This window comes from Desulfogranum mediterraneum DSM 13871 (assembly GCF_000429965.1).
Classification (GTDB): domain Bacteria; phylum Desulfobacterota; class Desulfobulbia; order Desulfobulbales; family Desulfobulbaceae; genus Desulfogranum; species Desulfogranum mediterraneum.
Genome location: NZ_AUCW01000015.1, coordinates 108229 through 130118, shown reverse-complemented (window position 1 = coordinate 130118; position 21890 = coordinate 108229). Strand labels below are relative to the sequence as shown.

15 protein-coding genes are annotated in these 21890 nt (G+C 61.7%); 6 read left to right on the top strand and 9 right to left on the bottom strand.

The features are described 5' to 3' along the window. Positions 1 to 13: 13 nt before the first annotated feature. A complete protein-coding gene (locus G494_RS0107810) occupies positions 14 to 994 on the bottom strand; it encodes a YheT family hydrolase (RefSeq protein WP_028584086.1) in 981 nt (326 codons plus the stop codon). A 204-nt stretch (positions 995 to 1198) separates the two neighbouring features. Between G494_RS0107810 and G494_RS0107805 the strand changes: the two genes are divergently transcribed. From G494_RS0107805 to G494_RS0107785, 4 genes are all read left to right on the top strand, one after another. Beyond that, positions 1199 to 2467 carry a branched-chain amino acid ABC transporter substrate-binding protein gene (locus tag G494_RS0107805; RefSeq protein ID WP_028584085.1) on the top strand — a complete coding sequence of 423 codons (1269 nt, stop codon included), beginning with the start codon at positions 1199 to 1201 and terminating at the stop codon, positions 2465 to 2467. Positions 2468 to 2476: 9 nt separating this feature from the next. Then, positions 2477 to 5581 carry a hybrid sensor histidine kinase/response regulator gene (locus G494_RS0107800; protein ID WP_028584084.1) on the top strand — a complete coding sequence of 1035 codons (3105 nt, stop codon included), beginning with the start codon at positions 2477 to 2479 and terminating at the stop codon, positions 5579 to 5581. Positions 5582 to 5930: 349 nt separating this feature from the next. Beyond that, positions 5931 to 7229 (top strand): B12-binding domain-containing radical SAM protein, encoded by a 1299-nt coding sequence (locus G494_RS0107790; protein ID WP_028584083.1) that lies wholly within the window; start codon positions 5931 to 5933, stop codon positions 7227 to 7229. Between the two features lie 3 nt (positions 7230 to 7232). After that, positions 7233 to 8414, top strand: a complete 1182-nt coding sequence (locus G494_RS0107785) for a beta-ketoacyl-ACP synthase III (protein WP_028584082.1) — start codon at positions 7233 to 7235, stop codon at positions 8412 to 8414. Between the two features lie 14 nt (positions 8415 to 8428). Here G494_RS0107785 and G494_RS0107780 read toward each other — a convergent pair whose 3' ends face one another. From G494_RS0107780 to G494_RS0107745, 8 genes are all read right to left on the bottom strand, one after another. After that, the gene (locus G494_RS0107780) at positions 8429 to 8698 is read right to left on the bottom strand and encodes a phosphopantetheine-binding protein (protein WP_051305523.1); all 270 of its coding nucleotides are present in this window, start codon (positions 8696 to 8698) and stop codon (positions 8429 to 8431) included. Between the two features lie 101 nt (positions 8699 to 8799). Then, positions 8800 to 10080: an ABC transporter permease gene (locus G494_RS0107775; RefSeq protein ID WP_028584080.1), complete on the bottom strand. Its 1281-nt coding sequence runs from the start codon at positions 10078 to 10080 to the stop codon at positions 8800 to 8802. A gap of 446 nt (positions 10081 to 10526) precedes the next feature. Further along, complete coding sequence (locus tag G494_RS0107770) at positions 10527 to 11327, bottom strand: ABC transporter ATP-binding protein (RefSeq protein WP_232362508.1); 801 nt, start codon at positions 11325 to 11327, stop codon at positions 10527 to 10529. Beyond that, complete coding sequence (locus G494_RS0107765; protein ID WP_028584078.1) at positions 11300 to 12316, bottom strand: BtrH N-terminal domain-containing protein; 1017 nt, start codon at positions 12314 to 12316, stop codon at positions 11300 to 11302. The genes G494_RS0107770 and G494_RS0107765 overlap by 28 nt, the downstream gene beginning before the upstream one ends. After that, positions 12306 to 12746 carry a hypothetical protein gene (locus G494_RS22460; protein WP_051305511.1) on the bottom strand — a complete coding sequence of 147 codons (441 nt, stop codon included), beginning with the start codon at positions 12744 to 12746 and terminating at the stop codon, positions 12306 to 12308. The genes G494_RS0107765 and G494_RS22460 overlap by 11 nt, the downstream gene beginning before the upstream one ends. An 18-nt stretch (positions 12747 to 12764) precedes the next feature. Then, on the bottom strand, positions 12765 to 13439 hold the full coding sequence (locus G494_RS0107755; protein ID WP_084456543.1) for an acyloxyacyl hydrolase: 675 nt from the start codon (positions 13437 to 13439) through the stop codon (positions 12765 to 12767). A gap of 106 nt (positions 13440 to 13545) precedes the next feature. Beyond that, a complete protein-coding gene (locus G494_RS22455; RefSeq protein ID WP_051305510.1) occupies positions 13546 to 14394 on the bottom strand; it encodes a polysaccharide deacetylase family protein in 849 nt (282 codons plus the stop codon). A 2-nt stretch (positions 14395 to 14396) separates the two neighbouring features. After that, on the bottom strand, positions 14397 to 17477 hold the full coding sequence (locus tag G494_RS0107745; RefSeq protein ID WP_028584076.1) for a methyltransferase domain-containing protein: 3081 nt from the start codon (positions 17475 to 17477) through the stop codon (positions 14397 to 14399). A gap of 453 nt (positions 17478 to 17930) precedes the next feature. On the opposite strand from G494_RS0107745, the gene G494_RS25280 reads away from it, so the two are divergent. Beyond that, positions 17931 to 20456 carry a PAS domain-containing hybrid sensor histidine kinase/response regulator gene (locus tag G494_RS25280; RefSeq protein WP_051305509.1) on the top strand — a complete coding sequence of 842 codons (2526 nt, stop codon included), beginning with the start codon at positions 17931 to 17933 and terminating at the stop codon, positions 20454 to 20456. Next, complete coding sequence (locus G494_RS0107735) at positions 20449 to 21843, top strand: sigma-54-dependent transcriptional regulator (RefSeq protein WP_028584075.1); 1395 nt, start codon at positions 20449 to 20451, stop codon at positions 21841 to 21843. The genes G494_RS25280 and G494_RS0107735 overlap by 8 nt, the downstream gene beginning before the upstream one ends. Positions 21844 to 21890 lie beyond the last annotated feature (47 nt).

Genomic DNA, 21890 nt, shown 5'->3' with positions numbered 1-21890 from the left:
TATCGTGATCCGTTCAGCCGCAGTAAGCGTCAAGGATCTCCTTCAGGCGGTTGTCGGCCCAGCTGGTGAGCCGGTAATCCTGGAGAAAACCACAGTGGCCGCCGTAGTCAACCACCTCTACCTGCAGTTGGGAGGCCGGCTGGATGGGAGCCAGATCCTGATACAGGGTGATGGGGTCGTCTTTTGAGCCGATCAGGTGGCTGGGGATGGTCAGGGCCTGGAGTCGGGCCGGACTCAGCCGGTAGCTCGCCAGATACTCCCGGGTGGTGGCATGGTCGGTGTGGCGGGGGACAAAGTGGTCGTGCATCCTGGAGAGAGAGTTGAGCCGCAGCAGTTGCTGATCCAGGCCCAGCTCAGGGAAATAGCCATGCTTCTTGTGAAGCGATCTCTTCCATTTGCGGACAAAGTAGTGGTGATAGAGGGGATGTGCCGCCTCCAGCTGGTCGGTGGTGGTCTGTGGATTGATCAGGGGGGAGACGGTTGCTATCCCGTTGAGGTGGATCCCTGCAGCAGGGGCCTCCAGGCCGATGCGCAGGGCAAAGTTCCCGCCCAGGGAAAAGCCCACCAGAAAGGTCCGCTCATGGGGGAATCGCCCCTGAATTTCGGCCACTGCCCGGACGACCTCAGTGAGTCGGTTGGAGTTGAACAGTTCACGGTTAAGGTGGTGGCTGTGGCCATGGTCCCTGAGGTTGAGGCGGAAGATGCTGTAGCCGTGCTGATAGAGGACCCCTGCTGCAGAGAGCAGGTAGGCGGAGTCCATACTGCCCTCCCAGCCATGGAGCAGGGTCACCAGCCCCTTGGCCGGCTGCTGAGCCGGGCTAAAGGCCCCTGACAGCCGCACCCCCTGTCCACAGTCAAGGATATGTTCCCGGCTCTCGGCACGCAGCCGGCGGGTACGGGCCCGGCTTGCCAGTTTGCGAGGGAACAGGGAGGCCAGGGTGGTCTGCAGGTGAGGGCTGCGCAGGCCTGGCGGTGGAAGAAAAGGTGATGGCATCGGTTTTCCGGGTGAGCTGCGGTTGATTTTTGGGTATGGTCACTGTACAGGGGACAGCTGCGTAGGCCTTGCAATCCAGGAAGAAGAGCGCTCCTGCTGGCGCATTGACCTTCCCTGTCATATCTTCTACTATCTATAGATAGCCTTGCTATAGCTTGCCGGACCCGGCTTGTCCACTCAATAATTTTTTCCGGAGGTGACTCCATGCTCACTGGAGTTGAGAAGCGCTGCTGGCTGCTGATTGGGGCACTCCTGCTGCCCCCCTGGCTCTCTTCCTGTTCCACCCAGGACACCCCGCCTTTAGAGTGCAGCGATCCCCTGGGATGCGTCCGGATCGCCCCGGAGGAGCCTGTTCAGATCGGAGTGCTCCAGGCCCTGAAGGGTCAGGTCGCACCCCTGGGAGAGGCCCAGCTCAGGGGGCTGGAGCTGGCCCTGGCTGCCCGGGGCCATCGGCTGCTGGACCATCAGGTGGTCCTCCAGATAGAAGATACCGGCTGCACGGCCGAGGGGGGAGCCAATGCCGCCCTCAAGGTGATCGCCGATCCGCAGACCGTGGCCATCTTCGGTACCACCTGCTCCGGGGCCGCTGCCACTGCGGCCAAGGCCATGTCCTCGGCCAACCTGACCATGGTGTCCGGCAACAACTCGGCCCCCTATCTCACCTCCATCGGCGGCGAAGCAGCCCCGGGACGACAACCGGGGTATTTTCGGACCGCCACCAATGAGGAGAATGCCGGCAAGGCTGCCGCCGGCTATCTCTATCATCAACTCGGCCTGCGTCGAGCCGCCACCATCAATGACAACGATATCTATACCAGGGGTCTGACCAAGAGTTTTAAGAAGGCCTTCCTCGAGTTGGGAGGGGAGCTGGTCCTGGAAACCTCGATCCATAAGGGGGACCGTGACATGGTTCCTGTACTCACCGCAGTGGCCCGTTCCGGGGCCCAGCTTCTTTTTTTTCCCCTGTTCCAACCCGAAGGGAACAGGGTGCTGCTCCAGGCCCGCAAGATCGAGGCCCTGCAGGATATCGTCCTGATCAGCGACGGCGCCCTGATTGAGCAGAGTTTTCTCGATGATGTGGGCGTGGCCGCTGAAGGCCTCTACTTTATCGGTCCCCGTCGGCCCGAGGGTCCCAGGGTTGAGCAGCTGGATGGTGCCTATCGCGCCAGTTACGGGGAAGCCCCCAGGGTGAGTTATTATCTCAGCGGCTATGAGGGCGCAGATCTGCTCTTCCATGCCATAGAGCAGTGCGCCTTGTCGGCCAGGGACGGCTCCTTGCTGGTTGGCCGGCAGGCCCTGCGTGACACCCTGCACGCGGTCAGGGACTATGAGGGGCTAGGCGGTTCCCTGAGTTGTGACCGCTTTGGTGACTGCAGCTCCCCTGCCTTCAATGTCCTCCGACTGGATGACCATGAGCAGGGACTTGCCGGTCTGGAGCGTAACGTGCTCTACTCATGGAAACCTGCGGAATAGGGGGGAGCTGTGTCCAGGAGTGCATTCATCGAGAGGATCAAACCTCGCTGGAGAGATCTGGGGATTACCCGGAAGTTTACCCTGGTGTTCAGCCTGCTGCTGCTCTTTGTGGTGGTGCTGGCCCTGACCGGCTCTCTTTCGCTGCTCTATGTCAGAGGGGGTGAGGCTGACATCCGCAACAGCGTCCAGGTAGAGCAGCTGGTCTTGGAGATGGACCGGGGCCTGGAGCGATCCAGGCGTCTGCACGCTGCCTTTTTTCTCCAGTACCACGCCCTTGGCCTCCAACAGGCCCATGAGCAGTATGCCCAGGCCTCGGTGCGTGAGGTTTCCCGGGTGATTACCCTGAGCAAGAGGCTCCAGCAGGTGCTCTTTCAAGGCCAAGCCAGCCCTATCACCGGCATCAGGCCAGCGGATCTCAACCTCTACCTGGCCTCTGCCCGCCGCTTTGCCGATACCTCCATTGAGGCGGTGGAACTGATCACCGCCCGCGCCGCCCCCGAGAGGGGGGTGGAAAGCAGGCTGGACTCGGCCTGTTCGGCGCTGGATCTGCTCCTCTCCCCCTACCCGGAACTCTGGCTGCAGCAGAATCAGGCCGCGCTCTATCTGGCTGAATATCTGCTTAAGGGGCGACGTTCTCTGCTCCAGTCCGCCCTGAACGCTCTCCAGACCATTGAGCGGGCCCTGGCAGGGCAAGAGCTCCTGTCCCCGTCCAAAGGGCAGGCTGTGGCCCGGATCATAACACAGTTTTATACCGATGCCGACGAGCTCCTTGAACTGGATAGGGGGATACACTCCAAGCTGCGGGACTTTGTCCTCCAGGAAGAGAGCGTGTCTCCGATCGCAGAGAAGATGGTCCAGCAGGCCCGTGGCCAGGTATCCCAGGCTAAAGAGCGGATAGAGCAGGCCTACCGGATCACCGGGATGATCATGGCCGCGCTGACCATGGCCGCCATCGGCCTGTTGGTGCTCCTGGCCAGGGTGATGCACAACAGCATCACCCTCCAGATCCTGGACCTGACCGCAGCAGCCAACGCCATCAGCTGCGGTCGCCTGGATGCCAGGGTCCCGGGCCGGAACCGGGACGAGTTGGGCCAGTTGGCTGCCATGTTCAATGATATGGCGGCCAGGATTGAAGATCTGGTGGAGAACCTGGAAAAGAAGGTGGAACAGCGTACCCTGGAACTGGCCGTCAGTGAACGACGCTTCCGTTATCTGCTCCAGGACCTGCCCAAAATAGCGGTCCAGGGCTATGACCGCCAGCGGCGGGTGATCTACTGGAACCGGACCAGTGAGCTCCTCTACGGCTACAGCGCTGAAGAGGCCATGGGCAGGCAACTGGAGGAGCTTATTATTCCCGAGTCCATGCAGGCGGCGGTGATCCGGGATATTGACAACTGTTTTGCCCAGAGGAGCAATATCCCCTCCTCTGAGCTCACCCTGCGCCATAAAGACGGCAGCGCTGTGGTGGTCTATTCGTCCCATGTGGTCCAGTACGATGGAGATGAACCTGTGATGTACTGTGTTGATATCGACCTGGCCGAGCTGAAACTGGCCCAACAGGAGCGTCTGCAGAGCCAGTTTCTCTATCGTCAGCTCTTTGACCATTCCAGCAGTGGGGTGGCCGTCTATGAGGCGGTTGACGACGGGGCTGACTTTGTGTTCAGGGATTTTAACCGGGCCGGAGAACGGATCGATCGGATCACGCGGGAGCAGCTCATCGGCCAGCGTCTCTCCCTGGCCTTTCCCGGGGTCAAAGAGTCCGGCCTGCTGGAGGGGTATCAAGGGGTCTGGCAGAGCGGGGAGCCGTTTTTTCTAGCCAACGCCTATTACTCGGATGATCGTCTGCAGGGCTGGCGGGAGGTCAGGGCCTACCGTTTGCCCAGCGGGGAGCTGGTTTCCGTGTTTGATGATATTACCGCCCAGAAAGAGGTGGAAGAGGAGAAGTCGGCGGTTGAGCAGCGGCTGCAGGCTGCCCAGAAGATGGAGGCTGTCGGTCTGCTTGCCGGTGGGGTGGCCCATGACCTGAATAATATCCTCTCTGCCATCGTCAGTTATCCCGAGTTGCTGCTCTGTGATCTGCCGCCCCACAGCGAGCTGCGTCAGCCCCTGGAGACCATAAAGCAGGCCGGCGAACGTGCCGCTGCCGTGGTCGCCGATCTTCTCACCGTGGCCCGGGGGATCGCCAGTCGCAAAGAGGTGCACTCCCTGGAGCAGTTGGTCCTCGGCTATCTGGATTCAGCTGAGTTCCACTACCTCAGGTCTGCCAATCCCGAGATCAGGTTCGAACATCGACTGTCTCCCGGGATTCCCCAGATTTCCTGCTCTCCGGTCCATCTCAGCAAGTGCATCATGAACCTGATGGCCAACGGAGCCGAGGCCATTGCAGGACCGGGCAGGGTCATCCTGAGCACCTCCTGGCAGTGTCCGCTCCACCACTGGGCAATAGCCAACGGCCTGGAGGCCAAAGAGTATCTGGTCCTGCGGGTGGAGGATAGCGGCGAGGGGATTGCTCCCAGGGATCTGGCCCATATCTTTGAACCTTTTTACACCAAAAAGGTCATGGGCAAGACCAGCGGTACCGGCCTGGGACTCTCCGTGGTCTGGAATACCATGAGAGATCATGGCGGCGGGGTGACGGTGGTAAGTGGAACAGAGGGCAGTTGCTTTGAACTTTATCTTCCCCTTGCCGAGACGCCGGCTGGGCCTGCCTCTGACCATGGAGAGGACGCCCTGCCAGCCATCCTCCAGGGCAGGGGGGAGCGGATCCTGGTGGTGGATGATGAGAAGCAGCAGCGGGAGATCGCCTCTTCCATGCTGAACCGCTACGGCTACCAGGTGGTCACCGCTGGTTCGGGTGAACAGGCCCTGGCGTATCTCCAGGCGCACCGGGTGGATCTGGTCCTGTTGGATATGTTGATGGCACCCGGGATGAATGGTCGGCTCACCTACGAACAGATGGTCCAACTGGTTCCCGGCCAGCGCGCCCTGGTGGTGAGCGGTTTCTCGGCAAGCAGCGATGTCAAGGCCACCCTTGAGTTGGGTGCTTGCGGTTTTCTGGGTAAACCCTATTCCCTGCGCCAATTGGGCCAGGCCGTCAAAGAGGCCTTGGCCTGAGCAGCCCTGTTCCCTCCTGGGCTGCGCTGCTTTTCCCGCATGCTTTTCAAGTTGTCGTGCTGCTCTCCCTGCTGTGGATCTTGCCTCGGCTTCACCCCTCCCCGCTCTGTTCTCTGCCCGCTGAGAATCCTTGTTTTTAAGCTGGTAGTTGCTCCGTCTTTGGGGTAAATAGGCCCCAGCTATTTTTCAGGAGAGGGATGGGAGCACGGCCCGGAGAGGTGCCGGCTGGGAAGAAGAGAACCATGGCTGCCGTTGCGGCCGGAAAGCAGGCGGTGGGTACAGGCCAGGGCATGAAGCCGGGGCGCTGCGCCCGCCCGGCGGGAGTTGACGGGGACACGATGGGGACACGATGAAGATACTCCTTGTTAATCCACCAAACTGTGGGCGGAGCATTCCCGAAGAGCGGTTCGGGATAGACTCCCTGAAGCAGATTTTTCGAGGCGAACCCCTGGCCCTGGAAGAGCTGGCCGGAAATCTCGTCGACCATGAGGTCCGGATTGTTGACCTCAAGGCCGCTCCAGGCACCCTGGAAGAGGCCTTGAACCGTTTCCGTCCCGAGCTGGTGGGCATCACCGGGGTCACCTGTGAGGCCAATACCATGCTGCAGCTGGCCGCACAGGTCAAGGAGGGCTGTGGTGCCGTGGTGGTGGTCGGCGGCATCCATGCCAGCAATGATCCCGCCTTCTTTAACCAGAGGAGCGTGGATTATATCGTGATCGGGGTGGGCAAGAGGGTCTTTGCCCGGCTGGTCGCGACCCTTGAGCGCGGCCAGGTTCCGGCGTCCGAGTTGCCTGGGGTCATCCCCACCCGCCCCGGCAATGTCATCCGGGCAGCCAGGGTGGAGAACAGCCATCAGGATCTGGTGGAAGAGCGGCCGCCTGCCTATCAGCTGGTCCAGAAGTATCGCTCCCACTACCGGCTGGAGAAGTTGGGGCTGGATATGGGTTTTGTGGTCTCGGCCATGGGCTGCCCACACCGCTGCTCGTTCTGTGCGATCCAGGGGCAGACCGGTGGCCGCTACCTGAGCCGCAGTGTGGAGAGCGTGATCCGTGATATCGGCCTGCTCAAAGATATCCCGGTGATCCGTTTTGTCGATGCCAACACCTTTGGCGACCTTCCCCGGGCCAGGGCCCTGGGCAGGGCCCTGCGTGATGCCGCTCTGAACAAACACTATCTGGCGGATATCCGTTCCGATACCGTGGTCCGTCATCCGGAGATGCTGGAGGAGTGGAAAGAGGCCGGCCTGCGGGCGGTGATCATCGGCTTTGAGGAGATCAGCGATAGCGGCCTGGCTGCCATGAACAAGGCCAACCAGGTCCGGAGCAATACCGAGGCCATCGCGATCCTCAACCAGCTGGGGATCACCATTGTCGGTGACTTCATCCTCTCCCCGGACTACGGGGAAGAGGACTTCGATCGTCTGGCAGGCTATCTCGGCAGTCAGCGGATCGACCTGCCCATGCTGACGGTGATGACCCCCCTGCCCGGGACACCGCTCTATCGGCGTCAACAGGGCGCGATCATCAACCATAACCTCGACTACTATACCCTGACCAATGCGGTCACTGCCACCCGCCTGCCCGAGCAACGTTTTTATTCGCGCTATGCGGAACTCCTTCAACAGGGTCATGAACATGCACGACTGTAAGCCATGAATGCCTATATCAACGCCGTATCAGCATTTCTGCCGGGTCTGCCGGTGGAGAACCAGGACCTGGACCGTTACCTGGGAACAGCTTCGGCTGTTTCCGCCAAGACCCGCCGGATCATCCTGGCCACCAACGGCATCCGCAGCCGCTACTATGCCATCGATCCGGCCAGCGGCCGGACCAGTTATTCCAATGCCCGACTGGCTGCCGAGGCGGTGCGCCGGCTGCCGCTCAAAGGGCTGAGGCCTGACTGCGGGCAAAATCATCAGGGGGGCGAAGCCGGCATCGACTGTCTCTGTTGCGGTACCTCCACACCGGATCAGCTCCTTCCCGGTCATGGCTCCATGGTCCAGGGGGAACTGGGCCTGGGCCCCTGTGAGGTGATGAGTGCGGCCGGGGTCTGCCTCACCGGGGTGACCGCCCTGAACTATGCGGCCATGTCCGTGGCCCTGGGACAGCACCGTCAGGCGGTGGCCAGCGGTTCAGAGCTGGCCTCCACCTTTCTCCGCCAGGACTTTTTTGAGCGGATGAGCGGCAGAGCCGGGGAGCAGGGGGGGCAGGAGCAGGGGCCGGCCTTCTCCTTTGCAGCCGAGTTCCTCCGCTGGATGCTCTCCGACGGCGCCGGCGCCGTGCTGGTGGAGGCCACTCCCCGAGGAGAGGGGCCCAGCCTGCGGATAGACTGGATCGAGAGTATCTCCCATGCCCATCGCCTGGAGGCCTGTATGTATGCCGGCGGGGTAAAGCAGGCCGACGGCAGCCTGCTGGGCTGGCGGGAATGCCTCGCAGGCGGAGGCCTGGAACATCAGGGGGTGATGACCATCAAGCAGGACGCCCGCCTGCTCAACCGGGAGATCATTGATGTCACCGTGGGCAGGAGTCTGCCCCAGGTGACGGCCAAACATGGCCTCAGGCCAGAACAGGTGGACTGGTTCCTGCCCCATTACTCTTCCGAGTATTTCAGGGCCCCTCTGCTGGCCCAACTGGAGGCCATCGGTTTTCCCATCCCTGAAGAGCGCTGGTTTACCAACCTGGGCACCAAGGGCAATACCGGTTCCGCCTCCTTCTATATCATCCTGGAAGAGCTGGTCTCCTCGGGCAGACTGCAGCCCGGTGACCGCATCCTGGCCATGGTCCCGGAGAGCGGTCGCTTTTCCGTGGGCTGGCTGGGGCTGGAGGTGGTCTAAGGGGCCCAGCTGCTCTAGGGTTTGGCCCCGCCCTGTTCCCGGATATAGGCCGCCAGGCTGGCCAGGGACTGGAGGACCACCCGGCTGTTGTTTTCCGAATCCATCCGTACCCCGTAGTGCTGCTGGACGGTGACCGCGATCTCCAGGGCGTCCAGGGAGTCGGTCCCCAGAGGGGAGTCCGGGCCGATCAGGGGGATATCCCCCTCCAAGCGGTCGATCTCCACCTCCCGGAGGTTGCAGGTGGTACAGATCAGTTCCAGTAGTTCTCGCTCAAGTGGTTCCATGGGCATTTATCGATGGCTCGGTTAGGGTAAGGGTGAACAGGGATTTGACAATGGTGGCAGTTCGCAGAGGACGCCGTCGCTCTGTTGCGCGGCAGCTGAGCTTAGCTCCGGGACCTGGCCAGCAGCAGGGCGACAGCCAGGCTCAGGACAAAGAAGCTGAGCAAGCGGCCGAGTTCATCACCAATGGCGGTCATGCTGTAGCCCCGGCTTAAGAGGTCGTTAAAGGCGGTCAATCCCCAGTTCAAAGGGGAGATCCGGCTCAGCTGCTGCATCGGCAGGGGCATGGCATAGACCGGCACCATCACCCCGCCCAGGGCCGCGGCAGTCACCACGCCGGTTGCCCCCAGGGTGGAGGCCTGTTCATAGCTGGTGCAGATCATGCCCAGGAGGAGACCAAAGCCAGCGGCAGCCAGGCCGGCAGAGAGGACGATCAGCACTACTGCCGGCAGGTTGTGACTGAGGGTAAAGGCCGGCAGGCCGAGAGCGGGAAAGAGCAGGGTCCCGATCAGGGTGATCAGCGCAAACTGAGCGCAGCTTACCCCCAGGTAGGCCAGGAGTTTGCCGCCCAGGAGTTCCAGGGAAGAGACCGGCAGGGTGGCCAGCCGGATCCAGATGCCTGATTTTCGCTCCTCCAGCAGGGAGCCGGCAATGGGGATGGCCGTAAAAAACATCCCAAACAGGGCCCAGGCCGGTACATTCTGTTGCACCGGATTATAGGGAGGCAGCTCCCCCTGCTCCCGGGGGGCAGGTTGTTCCAGTTGGAGCAGGGGACGTTGCAGTTGTTGCCGGAGCTCTTCCCGGGCGGGCAGGGCAGCTCCGGCAGGGAGTGCTTTCCCGGCAAAGAGGGTCCCGAGTCGGGCACTCAACTGCTCAAGCTTGCGCTCCAGGGCTATGGCCTCCAGGTTCAGCCGGAGTTGTCCCTGGAGGGCCGAGCGAAAGGCCGGCATCATCCCCGGATCCAAAAACAGGGTCAGTTGCAGCGGCGGGGGCGTGAGCCCGCCGGCCGAGGCGCTGAAGAGTTGGCCTGCGGCCTGCTCAAGGCGAACAGAGGCACCGGCCGAGAGCACCAGCCCTGCCTGGTAGCGGCCGGCCCTGACCGCAGACTCCAGTTTTGCCGGGCTTTTCAGCTGAGGGTCCCAGCGCACCAGTTCCACCCCCTCGGCCACCAGTGCCTGGCTCAGGGCAGCCCCCAGGGGGCCGCCATCCTGGTCCAGCAGCGCCACCCTGGCCTGGCACTGGCCGGTGAGTTCCAGCACATTCTCCTGAACCAGGGTAATGATCAGCACCAGCAGGGCCGGCATCATGAAGAGGACCAACAGACCACTGCGGTCACCCTTCAGGAGGAGTAGTTCTTTGGCCGTGGCTGTGAAGAGTTTTGGCATGGGGTAATGATTCAGGGCCCTTGGAGCAGGGCTGGACGTGTTTATGGGCCTGGTACGGTCTTGTCTGTGCCAATGTCCGCGAAGTAGCTCGGGGCCGCTGGAAATGGGGCTTCGCCGGGTCCGGGGCACCTCTTTTAAGGCATCCTTATCTCCTGGCTGGCCATAACTGAGATAGTTCGCTTAATTCGCTTAAGGTCACCTTGAAAAATGGCCTTTCCTTCCAATCTCGGCGTTGCATTCAAAATTTTATCCTCGGAATATCAGATATATGTCTGCGGAAAAATTTATCGCGCGCCTTGACCTTGATCGAAAAATCTCATTTTTTAAGGTATCCTTAAGGTCAAGGGGTGCGGAAAAAAGCGGCGCAGACATCGAAACGCAATGATATTTCGAGGATCTTCTTTTGAGCATGATGCCGAGACTGAGTGACTTTTTAGGGACAGCCACTATCTATCGCGAAGCTCTTTACCTGTCAAGTTCAGAAATAGTTCTTCCAAACGCTCACAGTTGTGGCGGCGGAGCAGCTGGTCGGTGGTGCCCTCGTCGATCAGACTCCCCTGGTCGATGATCCCTATCCGGCTGCAGAGCTCCCTGGCCTCTTCCAGGTAGTGGCTGGTGTAGAGGATGGTGGTACCCTCCTGGTTGAGGGTTCTGAGCTGCCGGTGGATCAGGTGCCTGGACTGGGCATCGATGCCCACGGTGGGTTCATCCAGAAAGAGCAGTCTGGGCCGGTGGAGCAGGCCGGCGGCCAGGTTGAGGCGCCGTTTCATGCCCCCGGAAAAGGTGACCACCCGGCGGTGCCCCTGCTCCTCTAAGCGGGCAAACTCCAGCCCCTGGTTCACCCCCTGCTGCAAGCTGCTGCCGCTGAGTCCTGCCAGGCGGCCAAAGAAAGAGAGGTTTTCCCGGGCGGTCAGCCCTTGGTAGAGGGCCAGCTCCTGGGGGACCAGGCCGATCAGGGCCCTGGTTCTCCTGGCTTGGTGGAGGTAATCCCGGCCCAGGATCGAGACCGTGCCCCTGTCCGGAGCAAAGAGGCCGCTGCAGATGGCCACGGCTGTGCTCTTGCCGGCCCCGTTGGCCCCCAGGAGGCCGTAGAACTCTCCCTGGTTGATCTCCAGGGAGAGTTGGTTCAGGGCCGCTGCCGGGGCCCCCTGGTAGTGTTTGACCAGGTTTCGGGCGACCAGGGCCCTGGTCGCTCCAGGGGCTGCGGGCTGGATGCTGTTCATCGGCACGGGGCTGAGCGCAGCCATGCCGACAGCTCCTGATAGACCTGTCGTTCCCGGGCACCACAGTCATGGATGATCGCGGCCATGGCCGGGTAGCTGTCTTCTGCCTGGGGCCGATCCTTACAGATCCGGGCGGCCATCACCGCAAAGCTGCGCCAGCGGTCACCGACTGCGGTGAGTGCACTGGCAGCCGCCTCCAGGCCGGGTTCGGCCAGGAGGGCCGCACTTTCCTGGAGAAAGGCGGCATACATGAAGCGAAAGCCGCCCCCGCCGGTGCCGATTTCTTCCTGCATCCGGACGACATGGCCCAGGTGGAGGTCGGCCCGCTCCCGGCCCAGCCTTCGGGGCCAGCTGGCCAGGCGTCGGGCCAGGAAGTCGATTCCCTTGACCCCGATCAGGGGCAAGGGGCTCTTCAGCATCATCCTGCAGACAGAGCCGATCCCTGCACGGATCAGGGGGGCCGGTTCCAGCGACTCGGGCACCTGTTCCAGGTAGTACATCTTGCCCCTGGGGGCCAGGGCTCCGGAGGCAAAGCGGGCCCGGGCCAGGTCTGCTGCCGGGCAGCGGACCGGCTGGGGAAAGACCGGATCGCTGATCAGGTAGTCGTCTCCCTCTTTAGCGAAGACCACCAGGTTGTGGGCGTTGAAGTGGAAACGCAGGGCCCGGGGAAAGTAGGGCAGCCAGTAGACCCCGGTCTGCAGACCCACCGGGATGGACCGGGCCAGGGCCTGATCCAGCGCCTCCATGGCCTGTTGCTGGCTGCGAAAGGTGCGCTGGTGGAGTCTGACCCCCGGGGCCCTGGCCAGTCGTTTGAGGATGGAGCCGGCGGCGGAGCGGTAGGTGACCAGGGGCAGCTGGTTGATCCGGATAAAGGGCAGATAGCCGAAAAAGAGGCCGCCGCCCATGCCAAAGGCCATGGCCTCGCTCAAGGGGATCCCCCGGTGGCTGAGCAGGTTGGCGGCGACCCCGCTCTCGCAGTGGGCAGATTGGTTGTGGGGGAATTCAGTCTGCATGGTGGCTGTTGTCCTGGCGGCTGGGGATCGCTGGCTTGAGCAGGCCGCTCATCAGCTCCTCCGGGCTAATCTGAAAGAGTTGGGCATAGCGCGTGATGGTCTGGGCGGCCATTCTCTGGAAAAAAAAGGGGCAGAGGTGGAGCAGGACCCGCCAGCGTGGCTGGCCGGTGTAGCGGGCCAGGAGGCCGGGGTTCATCTGGTTGGCGGTCATATAGTAGTGGAGGCGACTGCGCCTGCCGGCTGCGACCTGGGCCTTGGAACGGGCGACCTGTTGCTCGATTACGAGCCAGGCCTGGCGGTTGACCACCTCGACCGGTTGCCAGAAGCTGCCTGGAGTCAGTTGCTGCCTGCCGCAGGCGTCAGCCACGTAGCTGACCGTGGTCACCCCCTGGGCGATATCTTCATCGGGGCTGCTGCTGTCTTGGTTCATGGTCACTTTAGAAGGTGATTAGAAGGTGATCCCCAGGAGGAGCTTGCAGGAGTTGAGGGGCTCATTGGGCTCTTTGCTGCCTGCGTTGGAGATATGATGATAGCGCAGCTCCAGGAGGAGACGGTGTGCAGGGTTACCGCGATACTCCAGGCCCAGGCCGAACTGGTAGTTGCCGTTGAGGTCTGCTCCCATGCCCGGAATATCGGCAAAGGAGTAGACCGGACCGCCGCCGCCAAAGAGGTAGGGCTGCCAGAGATCGTGGGCAGTGAAGGTGTAGGCGGCCAGAAAGTTGACCGCCACCATGGCAGAGACCTCCGGGCGGAGCACCACCGACAGGGGGGCCTCCACCAGGATGGAGTGGAAGCCTCGGTACCAGCCGGAGCCCAGCTGGTCGAAGATGATGTGACGGTAGCGGGGGACCAGGTCGATGGTCTCCACCCGTTGAGTGGTGCGGCCCCAGCCCGGGAAACTCTGACCATAGCCTCCCAAAAGGGCCCAGCGGTCCCGGGAGCTGTCCTGGGAGAACTCGGCGGCCCTTGCCAGGGTGCTTGGGGACAGGGCCGTCAGGAGCAGGGTGAGGAGCAGGGGCAGGACGAGCATAAGGGCTGCAGTGGACAGCTGTAGAGGCGTGCAGGGCCGTGGCTGGCCCGGACATCCCTGCGGCTCTCTCCAGATCTTTATGCGGCTCTTCATGGCGCCTCCTGTGTCGTTTTTGATACGAGTGAAGTGCAAGGCTCCGGCAGCCTACTGCAGGCCTGGATCCTGTGCTCCCTGGCTGGTCTCCGGCCAAGGTAGCCTACTATAGACCGGATGCTCTGCCTTTGGCAAGGGGGGCGGCCGTTTTCCCCTCCGCACCACAGTTGCTCTCCATGACCGCTCGTCCCAGGAGCTCATCCAGGGGCACCACCCGCTGCTGGCTTGCCAGGGAGGCCAGGAGCTGCTCCAGTTCCTGCTGCCAGAGCGGCAGCAGTTCCTCTGGCTGGGGCGGCAGGTCGTGGAGCATGATGATGTCACCGGGACGCACTCGGCTCAGGATCCTCCTGGCCAGGTCCCTGACCTGTCGGTTGCCCCGGTCCAGGGCCCGACAGCTGAAGGTCACCGTGGTCAGCTGCTCCCGGGCCAGGGCCTGTCGCAGTCGGGGGCCGGTGATTCCGGCCGGAGGGCGGAAGAGCAGGGGGCGGATGGCGAAGCGGGCCAGCAGTTCCTGGGTGGCCCTGAGGTCCTGGCAGATGGTGGCCGGGGAGCGCAGCATCAGCAGGGGGTCATGGCGCCAGGAGTGGTTGCCGATGGTGTGGCCCTGTTCCAGGATGGCCCGGACCAGCTCAGGGGCAGCTGCCGCCTTTTCTCCGATCAAAAAGAAGGTGGCCTGCAGCTGGTAGCGGGCCAGCAATTCCAGCACCACCGGGGTGGTGGCCGCTGAGGGGCCGTCGTCAAAGCTGAGTCCGACCCGCTTGGTTTTGGCCGGCGCCCGATGGGTGATGGCCAGGTAGAAACCATATCCAGGGAGAAAGGGGGCCACCAGGCAGCAGAGCAGAAAAAAGAGCAGGGGGATCAGGGGGAGCAGGGGATGGATCCAGGCCATCACCAGGGCCAGGCCCAGGGCCAGGAATCCGCACTGCTCTGCCCTGGAAAATCTCGGTCCTTGCATGGTCAGGGGGATTCGCAGGGCTGATGATCGCAGCAGGCCACCAGCCAGAACAGTTCGGGGTTTGCAGGGCTGAGTTGGCTCATGGTGACGCGGTAGCCTGTTCTGCTCAGGAGTTCGGCCAACTGTGCCTGGCTGCGGTAGCTGGCCCGGTGGCCCGAGAGCCGGATCCGGTACTCTTCCAGCCACCAGGACCAGGAACGTCGCCCAGGGGGAGCGAGTACCGAGCGGATCACCACCCGGCCGCCTGGGTCCAGGCAGCGGCGGCTTGCCTGGAGCAGGGCGGTTGCGGTCTGCTCATCCAGGTAGTGGAGCATGTCCAGGAGCAGGACCAGTTCAGCCCTGGCCGGGACCTTCGGCATCTCGGGGGCCATGCCCCTGGTGATGATCCCGCGGCTGCCGCAGGCCAGGGCCGCCACCCGTACCCGTTCCGGGTCCGGATCCAGTCCATGGAGGGTGGCCTGGGGATACTGCTCCAGCAACCAGCAGGCCGGCACTCCGTAACCGCAGCCGATATCGATGATGGTCCTGACTGCCGGCTGCTCTGCCAGCAGCTGCTTCAGATCCTGGAACATGGGGTCAAAACGGAGCTTGCAGCGGGCAAACATCCTGGGGTAGGCCTCCAGGGTGCGGAAGCGGCCGCAGACCCGTTGCCGGAGCGGGAGCTGGGCGCTCTTTCGCTGGCTCCTGGCCGTCTCCTGCCGGCCGAGGTAACGACCCAGGAGGGGCGGCAGGAGGAGAAAGGTACCGACCAGGGAGTAGCCGATCCCCAACAGCGAGGTGATGCCGATACTCTGCAGCAGGTTGTGCCGGGCCATGGCCAGGACGCCGAAGCCGATCAGGGTGGAGCCGGCAGCCAGGAAGACGGCCATCCGCACCAGGGCGTATTGGGGATGATCCAGGCGACGGTAGCGCTGATGGGCCCGGACGCAGAAGATCGAGTAGTCGATCCCCATGCCCAGGATGACCACCGAGAGCATCAGGGCCGGGATATCCAGGGGGCGACCCATGAGGTGGAGGGTCCCCAGGGTGCAGATATAGGCAAAAGAGGGCGGCAGCAGGGTGAGCAGGGTCAGGGGAAGATCCAGGTAAAAGAAGAAGAGCAGCAGGCTGACCCCTGCGGCGATGATCACCAGCATGGTGGTAAAGGTGGAGAAGAGGATCTCTGCCAGGCGCTGGGTGAACAGCCGACTGTCAAAGGGGGTGGCCTGCTTACCGTAGCCGGCCAGGAACGCCTCCGGGTCGTAGGCGCTCCCTGGTTGGAGGGTGATGAACTGGATCAGGCCTGTTCCCTGCTCTGCCTTCCTGATGCCGAGCAGGTCGTAGTATCGTTCGGGGATGGGCTCTGGCAGGGGAGAAAAGGTCGGCTCCAGCAGGGAAAAGAAGTCGCTGAATGCCTGGCTGCTGAAGCCCAGGGGGGGGGCGATGCGGCTGAGTTCTGCTTTCAGGGTCTGCCGTCGCTGCTGGTTCCAGAAGCTGTGCCAGGCTGCCAGGTTCTGCTGGGCCCTGGCCGGTCCGGGAAAGAGCATGGAGGGGACAAAGCCGCTCTGGAGACGTTTCTGGGTCAGGTCTTGTTCCAGTCGGGCCAGGATGTGATCGTTTCGCTCCTGGAGTGTTTCGGGGGAGTCGGCCCGGGTCATCACAAAGACCCGTTGGCCCAGGTCGCCCCAGACCCGGGTAAAGAGCTGGTCTGCGGCCAGGGTATCTGCACTGACCGTGTTCATGCTCGAGAGGCTGACATAAAAGTCGGGTCTGGCAAAGAAGAGGAGCACCGCGACGAGCGCCAGGGCTGCCAGGGCCCCGGGCTTCCCTGTCTTGTAGCAGCGGTCCACCAGGCCCCGCAGGGGCAGCCTGCGGCGGCGAGCCGGCGGCATGGTCGGCAGGATCCTGGGAAAGACCTGATGGACAAAGGTAAAGGAGAAGAAGATGCCCAGGGCCGTGAACTGGCCCAGTTCGCTGAAGATCAGAAAACCGCTTCTGCTGAGCAGGAGAAAGGCGCCGATGGAGGTGATCACCGCCATGATGCCGATGGCGCGCACCTCATGGGAGGCCTCCCGGGCCCCGGCCTCCTGGGAGCGATCGGAGAACAAGAGGTAGGCGATGCCGTGGTCCACGGTGATGGAGATGATGGCCCCGCCAAAGCCCAGCACCATGATGGAGATGGAGGGCTGGTACAGGGAGTAGACCAGGAGGGCTGCGGCGGTACCGGCCAGGGCCGGGACCAGGGAGAACAGGCCGAACAGGGGCCTGGCAAAGGAGAACAGCAGGAGCACCCCTATGCCTGCGGTGGCCAGGACGAGGGCCAGCTGGACATCGCCCCGGATGAGCTGCTCATTATCCAGGGCAGCCCGGTAGGCCCCCACCGGGGTGAGACGGAGCCGGTGCCCCTGGGGACCATAACGGGCCTTGAGCTCCTCTTCCAGCCCTGTCAGCAGGTCGGCAATCCTGCGGGCCGAAGCGGTATCGGTGCCGGCGCTCAAGGGCCGGGCCGTGACCAGGAGGTGGTGGCCGTCGGCGGAGAGCAGCTTGCCCTGGGAGAAGCGGGTCTTCAGGGAGGGGGCCAGCGGAGCCATCCTGGCCAGGATCAGCTCTTTGAGTCCCAGGGGGTCCTGGCCCATGAATCTGGCCTGACCGATGCCCTCCATGGTGTTGAGCTGCTCCAGGAAGTGCTCGAGCCGGAGCTGCAGCTGGGGCGCAGTCAGCAGGGGGGCGACCTGCTCTGCCAGCTCCTGAGCGGAAAAGAGCAGGGGCAGGTTGCGGCTCACCTCCAGGGCCAGGTCGGGGATCAGCTCAGCCATGGCCTGGGTGCCCACCTGGGCAAAGAGGCCGCTTGCCTCAAGCCGCTCTTCCACCAGTTTGCCGATGGTCACCAGGGTATGGATATCCTCCTGCTCCAGCATCAGGTCCACTGCAAGCTGATCATGGATGGGATGGTGACTGAAAAAATCGAGGCCTGCAGCGATCAGGGGATCGCTGCTGGGCAGGGAGCGGGCCACATCGGTGTCGATCTCCAGCCGGAGCAGACCCAGTGCAGCCATGGCCATGATCAACAGAGAGACAGAGAGGAGCTTACGGTAAGGGCGCATCTTGGTGTGTTGTTGAAGGGGATTGTGCCTCCGCTGACAGGCTGGGGACGGGCCAGAGCCGCTTGTCGGTGTCGACGCCTGCGAGACCATAGCGAATCCCGGCCCCCTTTGCAACTGCCGCGTTTAGGGCCCACCCTGTGCCGCCCCTGCAAGTTTGCCAGGCTGTTGCCGCGGAGCACGCTGGAGTGCTCTCTCCAGCAAGGTTTCCATGTTTCTCCCCTGGCGAGTCCAGGCTGTGCCAGGACGTTGGTTCATGACTGAAATATCAGTTGTTGACAATTGGTTTATTGGGTATTAGGGATGAATTTGTTTGGAATAATGCGGTAATAGTTATTAGGAAATAGTCTTAAGTGTAGGAGGCACGTCTTGTAGCCTGTGTTAAAAATTAGTATGAAATCTCATGCCTTGGCAGGTATACCACGCCAATCTATCGCCCGTAGATTCGGTGTTGCCATGTTCCTCTTCTTTTTTCTTGCAGGCTCCCTGCTGGCCTGCTTCCTCCTCTATCTCGACCTGGTTCACAGTCGACAGGACCAGCAGCAGCTGTTGGACAATGTCCGCCTGAGTATTGAATATTCCCTGGCAAGGGCACTCTGGGAGAACGACCAGGAGGAACTTGCCGCCATCGTGGCCCAGGCCCGCAGGGTTCCTGGGGTCAGGGAGGTGCTGGTCGACGAAAACAGCTATCCGGCTATCCGGGGTGAGGGGGAAGCTGATCCCTCATCCCTGCGCCGCAGCTATCCCCTCAGCTATCTCGAGCACACCAGGAAGATTTCCCTGGGAGTCCTGACCATTTCGGTTGAGCTGGAGAGCTTCTCCAGCCTGGCCGGGAAGGTGGGGCTCAAGATGGTCGGTGTGGTCGCGGGCCTGGCGGTGGTCGGGGCCTTTTTTCTCTTTGGCCTCTTTTATTTTCTGGTGGGCAGGCATCTGGTCCAGGTGGCCGACTATTCCAGATCCTTAAACCTGAGCAACCTGGACACGCCCCTGGTCCTGGATCGTTCTGCCGGCAGAAGACGGGCCGATGAACTTGATCAGGTGGTCTGCGCCTTGAACTCCATGCGCCGCACCCTCCAGCAGTCCCTGGCCTTTTTGCAGGAAAAGGAGCGGGAGTTTGAGGCCATTGTCACCAACAGCAGCGACGATATCATCCGTTTTGACAGTCAAGGTCGCCGGCTCTACTCCAATCCCGCCGCCTGCCGTCATCTGGGCTTTCCCCGGGAAGAGCTTGGGGGCGAGAGCCAGGAGGATATTGGTTTTTCCCAGGAGGAGCGGGAGCTGATCAATCGGGCCATTGGTGAGATCTTCACCAGCGGCTCTCCCCGCAGGGTATCCTACGAGACCAGAGGCGGCGGCGGAGTGCGGTATTTTGAGTTGCTCCTCACCCCCGAGTTCTCCAGTGAGGGTGAGGTGAACAGCGTGATCGGGATCTCCCGGGACATGACCGAGCGCAAGGAGGGGGAGGCTGTCCGCAGGGCAGCCTTCAAGCATATGCCCGTACTGGTGAGCATCACAGAGATTGAGACAGGAGAGTTTCTGGAGGTGAACGAGACCTTTACCCGTCTGCTGGGATACTCCAAGGAAGAGCTCCTGAACCACCGTTCCGTTGAGCTGGGTTATCTCGATGCCAGCGATCGAGCGGAGATGAAAACCATGCTGGATCGTGACGGCTATTTTGAAGACCTGGAAATAGCGGTCCACAAGGCAGACGGCAGCAGGCTGACCTGCCTCTACTATGGTGAAATTATCGAGGTGAACGGTTCCAGGAAACTGTTGGCCCTTGCTCAGGATGTCAGTGAAAAGAGGCGGATCGAACAGGAACGGACCAATCTGGAACGACAGCTCCACCAGGCCATGAAGATGGAGGCCATCGGCACCCTGGCCGGAGGTATTGCCCATGATTTTAACAATATTCTTGCCGCTATCCTGGGCTTTGGCCAGATCGTTCGGGAGAAACTTCCTGCCGAGAGTCCGCTCAGCCATGATATCAATCAGATCCTCAGGGCCGGTAATCGAGCCGCGGACCTGGTCAAGCAGATCCTGACCTTCAGCAGACAGGGCCAGGAAGAGTTGCAGCCGATGCAACTGCAGCCCATAGTCAAAGAGGTGGCCAAACTGCTGCGCTCGACCCTGCCGACCACCATTGAACTCGAGGTGAGCGTCGATTCCGGCTGTGGCACGGTCCTTGCCGATGCCACCCAGGTTCATCAGGTCCTCCTGAATCTCTGTACCAATGCGCAACAGGCCATAGGCCATGACTATGGTCGTATCACCATCAGGCTGGAGGAACGGTCCATGGCGGAGGCCGTTTATGGGGTGGACGGCAAACTGATTGAGCCAGGCAGATATCTCGAGTTGGCGGTCCAGGATTCCGGCCCGGGGATGTCAAAGGAACTGCAGAGAAAAATATTTGACCCCTTTTTTACCACCAAGGGACCGGTTCAGGGAACCGGACTGGGATTATCGGTCACCCTGGGGATTGTCACCAAACATAATGGGGCCATCGTGGTCAACAGCGAGTCAGGGAGCGGCACGGTGATGAAGATCTATCTCCCGGTCACAGAGACCTGCTTTCAGCCGGTTCAGGAGGAGGGGCTGGAACCCTATGGCGGAGACGAGCATATCCTGCTGGTGGATGATGAACCTCTGCTGGTAGAGATACTGGAACGCTCCCTGGGGGGCATAGGGTATCAGGTCACCTCCTTTCTCTCCAGTCAGGAGGCCTTGCATTTCTTTCAGAGCAATCCAGATACCATCGATCTGGTGGTCACCGACATGACCATGCCGGTGATGACCGGGGCTGCCCTGGCCCGGGAGATCTTAGCCCTGCGTCCGGAGATGAAGATTATTCTCTGTACCGGTTACAGCGACTCCCTGAATCAGGCCAAGGCAGAGTCCATCGGTATCTCTGCCCTGGTGGACAAACCAGTGGTGGGCTGGGAGCTGGCAAAAATAATCAGAGAGAGTCTGGCAGATGGCTGATATCCTGATCGTTGATGATGACGAGGTGCTCTGTTCCATGCTCACCGGCCGGCTGAACGATGCCGGCTACTCCTGCCGGAGTGCAACCACCCTGGGGCGTGGTCTGGAACTGGCCTTTGCCGAGGGCTGTGAGGTGGTCTTTTTGGATGTGCGACTCCCCGATGGCAACGGCCTTGAATATGTACACCGCTTCAGGGCGGCCCCTGCTGCGCCGGAGATCATTATCATGACCGGATCAGGAGATTCCGATGGTGCCCAAAAGGCGATCTCCTCGGGGGCCTGGAGCTATCTGGAGAAGCCCCATGTCCTCAGAGACCTGCTGCTGCCCCTGACCAGGGCCCTGCAGTATAGGGAGGAAAAGAAACGTTGTCCTGCCCTCCCTGTTGCCTTGAAGCGAGAGGGGATTGTCGGCAACAGTGGAGCCCTCAACGCCTGCCTGGACCAGCTTGCCCATGCCGCATCCTCTGATGCAGCGGTGCTCATCACCGGGGAAACAGGAACAGGCAAGGAGGTCTTTGCCCGAACCCTCCATCTCAATTCAGAACGGGCAGCGCATAACTTTGTGGTGGTGGATTGCGCCTCCCTGCCCGATACCCTCATCGAAAGCACCCTCTTCGGTCATCTCAAGGGTTCCTATACCGGGGCAGATACCAGTTCCCTCGGCCTCATCCAACTTGCCGATCAGGGGACCCTGTTTCTCGATGAGATAGGGGAACTGCCCCTTGAGCTGCAAAAGAAATTTCTCAGGGTGCTCCAGGAACACCGTTACCGGCCGGTTGGTTCCACCACAGAGAACAGCTCGGATTTCAGGGTGGTGGCTGCGACCAACTGTGATCTCGAGCAACAGGTACAGGCAGGCAAATTCCGTGAGGATCTCTTCTTTCGGCTCCGTTCTTTTGCCATAACCCTGCCGCCCCTGCGCCAGCGCAGCGAAGATATCCACGACCTTGCCCACCATATCCTTAGCCGCTTGTGCGAGCGGCGGCAGATCCCGCCCAAGGCGCTCAGCACCGAGTTCGTCGAACATTTGGAAGGCTATGGCTGGCCTGGCAATATCCGTGAGCTCAAGCAGCTGCTGGAAGAGGTCTTTGCCCGGGCCAGCCAGCATCAGACCCTCTTTGCCTTTCACCTGCCCCAAGAGTTGCGGATCAGCGGAGCCCGCTCAAAGCTCAGCAGCTCCCCTGGAGCTGCTGCGCCGGCTCCAGGCCCTAATCTGGAAAAACCCCTGTCCTGGAAAGAGTACAAGGCGGCCATGGAATCACAGTATATGGCGCAACTGATGAGCTATTGCGGAGGCGATATCAAGAAGGCCTGCCAGGTATCGGCTATTTCCAGGGCCCGCCTCTACCAACTCCTGCGCAAAAACAAACCCGCTTCGGTCTCGTAAAGTAGACAGTCTACAAAACGAGACTGGATCCTGCCGCCGCTCTTCCT

Coding starts and splice junctions, on each gene's coding strand:
- G494_RS0107775 (WP_028584080.1), bottom strand. CDS start 10,080: ATGCCAAAACTCTTCACAGCCACGGCCAAAGAACTACTCCTCCTGAAG.
- G494_RS0107810 (WP_028584086.1), bottom strand. CDS start 994: ATGCCATCACCTTTTCTTCCACCGCCAGGCCTGCGCAGCCCTCACCTG.
- G494_RS25280 (WP_051305509.1), top strand. CDS start 17,931: ATGTTCCTCTTCTTTTTTCTTGCAGGCTCCCTGCTGGCCTGCTTCCTC.
- G494_RS22455 (WP_051305510.1), bottom strand. CDS start 14,394: ATGCAAGGACCGAGATTTTCCAGGGCAGAGCAGTGCGGATTCCTGGCC.
- G494_RS0107745 (WP_028584076.1), bottom strand. CDS start 17,477: ATGCGCCCTTACCGTAAGCTCCTCTCTGTCTCTCTGTTGATCATGGCC.
- G494_RS0107805 (WP_028584085.1), top strand. CDS start 1,199: ATGCTCACTGGAGTTGAGAAGCGCTGCTGGCTGCTGATTGGGGCACTC.
- G494_RS0107735 (WP_028584075.1), top strand. CDS start 20,449: ATGGCTGATATCCTGATCGTTGATGATGACGAGGTGCTCTGTTCCATG.
- G494_RS0107755 (WP_084456543.1), bottom strand. CDS start 13,439: ATGAAGAGCCGCATAAAGATCTGGAGAGAGCCGCAGGGATGTCCGGGC.
- G494_RS22460 (WP_051305511.1), bottom strand. CDS start 12,746: ATGAACCAAGACAGCAGCAGCCCCGATGAAGATATCGCCCAGGGGGTG.
- G494_RS0107785 (WP_028584082.1), top strand. CDS start 7,233: ATGAATGCCTATATCAACGCCGTATCAGCATTTCTGCCGGGTCTGCCG.
- G494_RS0107780 (WP_051305523.1), bottom strand. CDS start 8,698: ATGGAACCACTTGAGCGAGAACTACTGGAACTGATCTGTACCACCTGC.
- G494_RS0107790 (WP_028584083.1), top strand. CDS start 5,931: ATGAAGATACTCCTTGTTAATCCACCAAACTGTGGGCGGAGCATTCCC.
- G494_RS0107765 (WP_028584078.1), bottom strand. CDS start 12,316: ATGCAGACTGAATTCCCCCACAACCAATCTGCCCACTGCGAGAGCGGG.
- G494_RS0107770 (WP_232362508.1), bottom strand. CDS start 11,327: ATGGCTGCGCTCAGCCCCGTGCCGATGAACAGCATCCAGCCCGCAGCC.